Source organism: Aliirhizobium wenxiniae (genome assembly GCF_019511445.1).
GTDB lineage: Bacteria > Pseudomonadota > Alphaproteobacteria > Rhizobiales > Rhizobiaceae > Neorhizobium > Neorhizobium wenxiniae_A.
Map to the genome: position 1 here is coordinate 1 of NZ_JAEUAN010000049.1, position 2,760 is coordinate 2,760.

At 57.3% G+C, this 2,760-nt stretch carries 4 protein-coding genes and 2 pseudogenes; 4 read left to right on the top strand and 2 right to left on the bottom strand.

Translation table 11 applies throughout. The annotated features are described in order from the left end of the window. A pseudogene (locus tag JNB91_RS30115) lies at positions 1-293 on the top strand (SDR family NAD(P)-dependent oxidoreductase); the annotation flags it as partial. Between the two features lie 148 nt (positions 294-441). Beyond that, a pseudogene (locus tag JNB91_RS30120) lies at positions 442-1,392 on the top strand (IS481 family transposase). Here the strand turns inward: JNB91_RS30120 and JNB91_RS30125 are convergent. Continuing rightward, complete coding sequence (locus tag JNB91_RS30125; RefSeq protein WP_220329102.1) at positions 1,389-1,589, bottom strand: hypothetical protein; 201 nt, start codon at positions 1,587-1,589, stop codon at positions 1,389-1,391. The pseudogene JNB91_RS30120 and the gene JNB91_RS30125 sit on opposite strands and share 4 nt — an antisense overlap. Positions 1,590-1,827: 238 nt before the next feature. Here JNB91_RS30125 and JNB91_RS30130 point away from each other — a divergent pair, with 238 nt between their 5' ends. After that, complete coding sequence (locus JNB91_RS30130) at positions 1,828-2,025, top strand: hypothetical protein (RefSeq protein ID WP_220329103.1); 198 nt, start codon at positions 1,828-1,830, stop codon at positions 2,023-2,025. Continuing rightward, complete coding sequence (locus tag JNB91_RS30135) at positions 2,025-2,264, top strand: hypothetical protein (protein WP_220329104.1); 240 nt, start codon at positions 2,025-2,027, stop codon at positions 2,262-2,264. Before JNB91_RS30130 ends, JNB91_RS30135 begins: the two co-directional genes overlap by 1 nt. A gap of 83 nt (positions 2,265-2,347) precedes the next feature. Here the strand turns inward: JNB91_RS30135 and JNB91_RS30140 are convergent. Further along, on the bottom strand, positions 2,348-2,760 hold a 413-nt coding region (locus JNB91_RS30140; RefSeq protein ID WP_220329105.1), incomplete at its 5' end, for an MBL fold metallo-hydrolase.

Below are 2,760 nucleotides of genomic sequence, written 5' to 3' on the forward strand. Positions count from 1 at the left end.
ACGAGATGAAGGAAAAGGGCGTGTCCGTTACTTGCCTGATGCCCGGAGTTACCGAAACCGGGGTATATGAGCGGGCGGGGATGCAGGACACGTGGGTCGGTCGCTCCCGAAAAGCAGACCCCGCACTTGTTGCCAGGGTAGCTTTCGAGGCGCTTATGCAAAAAAAAGCCGTGGCGGTCCCCGGCCTCGTCAATAAGGTCGTGACGCGTCTTGCCGTGTTCACACCGACAGCTTTGCTAACAAAAGTCCACGCAGCAGCAACCCGACCAAGGGAATCCCGCGAAACGCGGTGACACCCGGTCAATGACGGGCAAACCTGCCGGCCGCGGCGGTCAAGCTCGCTGACAGCTGCGCAGGGAATGCTAGCCACCGAAGCCAACCTGGGTGTTTGGTCCCACAGTGTGATGGCGTATCATTGTCGCGATCACAGAGGGACACTCTATGGGCCAATTTCTTCATGGCAGCGCCAAGACCACGCACGCCATTCGAGCAGAGTTACAGCGATCGAAAGCTCCAACCGCGACGCTCGCGCGGCGGTACGGCATCAACCAAAAAACGGTGAGGAAATGGCGATCTCGGCAAGGTGTCGAGGATGACGCGATGGGTCCCAAAGAGCGCAGAAGTACGGTCTTGTCGGCGCTTGAAGAAGCCGCGATTGTTTCATTGCGAGTGCAGGCTCGGTTGCCATTGGGCGACGTCTATATCGCCCTGAAGGATGTGATCCCACATCTGTCCCGCTCGAGCCTGCATCGCTGCTTGCAGCGCCACGGCATCTCGCGTCTGCCGCAGGCGGATCGTGGAAAGCCCAAGCGGTTCAAATCCTACCAGATCGGCTATTTCCATATTGATATTGCATAGTTGCGATACGAGGGTGGAAAGGCTTTCCTCTTTGTCGCAGTCGATAGCACCTCGAAAATCGTCGTCGCCAGGATTTATCGCAAGGCGACAAAGCTTGTCGCAGCCGGCTTCCTCAAGGCCTTGGTCAAAACAGTACCCTATAAAATCCACACAGTGCTCACCGACAACGGCGTCCAATTCGTGCAGCATGACAGACGAACAGAACGTGGGTTTGTCGATCACATCTTCGGCGCAGTATGCGCAGCAAACGATATCGAGCATCGTCAGACTAAGCCTTATCATCCATGGACCAATGGGCAGGCTGAACGCATGGTCAGAACGATCAAGGATGCGACTGTGAAGTCATTCCATTACGCCTCGCTCACTGATCTGCGGCGTCATGTCCGGGACTGGCAAATCGCCTACAACTACGCCAAACGACTCAAGGCGCTACGATTCAAGACACCCTACGAAGCCATCCGCCAACTCAGCGAGAAAAAGCCGGAAATCTTCATTCGAACCCCAAGCCATGACATGTTGGGACCAAACACCTAGTCGCCTTTGGTCTTCATCGCATCGGTAACTTTGCGCTTGACCGGATCGGCGTTGGTCTCGCCAACTGCATCTTCTTCCGTATCTGGATCGTCCTTCGCTGGCAGGTAGCCTCTCGGTCTGTTCTCCTGAGGACCTTCCCAACGTGGCGACTGGTTCGTGGTGCCCGCTGCGCCGTCCTTCGGTGAATCGATACCCATAGTTGATCTCCTTTTTCCGCAGCCAACCTCGCAAACCCACGGGAGTTCCGCGCTTAACCCCAGTTCAAGGACAATTTTCAATGCAAGGCGAATGGCTCTCCTCGTCCGCCAGCGTACAGACGCGAAGCCATCCAGGCGGAATGGAACTTGCGCTGACTGCACCAGTTCGCGCGCCATCAACTATGGATCTGTCCTGCTAAGGCGGGTTCAGTCCGTTGACAGCGAAGGAGTACAGCGAATGGCAGACCAGAAATCTGAACCGAAGAACTACTTTCCTGCTCCGATGGTTAGCAAGCGCCAGGACCGATCCGGTGTCCGTAACCTCGATGAGGTGGACATGAGCAAGGATGGCGTTCAGGGCGGCGTCGCAGTGTCGAAGGGCCTGGCCAGCACCTTCGTGAGCAAGCTTTCCGAAGATGGCAGTGGGGATACCTGATGTCGTATTACGCATGGAAAGTCTCGGCTCCAGGTCGGCCGGACATCGAAGCTATCGGGACGCTCGACGAACTGGAAGCTTATCTGGACGCATCAGGCTTGCCGGGAACCTCGCCGTCAAGGCCGATCATTGAGCGAACCTTGCGTATGCAACATGAAGGGCAGGGCTACTACAAGGAGCCGACACACTCGGATGATCGCTGGTCGCTGCTTTGGATCGAGCTCGCAGGGCGGAACTGAGTCCATATGAACTGTCGATAGTTCGGCGACGTCGGCAGGCGAGAGCCTCGATTGATCGGGGCGCCAACCCAGCGGCATCGTCCTCAGGACGAACGATAGACGTCGTTATCGCTCTTGCCCGGTTTGGCAGGATCCAGCGCATATCGTCGACCTTCCGGTACCGCGATTGCCACAAAGTTCGTAGCGAGTTCCTGCAGCCGTTTGCGAACATTCTCTCCGCGCACGGGGCGGCCATGGCCACTTATGATGAGCTCCGGCTCAAGTGCAGCGAGGATGGCAACTGACCGTTCCGCCTCCTCCCAATCCGGTGTTAGGTATCGAGGTGGCCCGTGCATTTCCGGCTTTTGGGTAATGACCTCATAGACCGACTCCTGGCCGGTCGTGACAATAGCGTCGCCTGCAATCAGCGTCCGATCGCTCTCGCGCCAAAGAGAGATGTGTCCCGGCGCATGGCCGGGAGTATGCAACCATCGCCAGCCTGGCATCTCGGGGATGC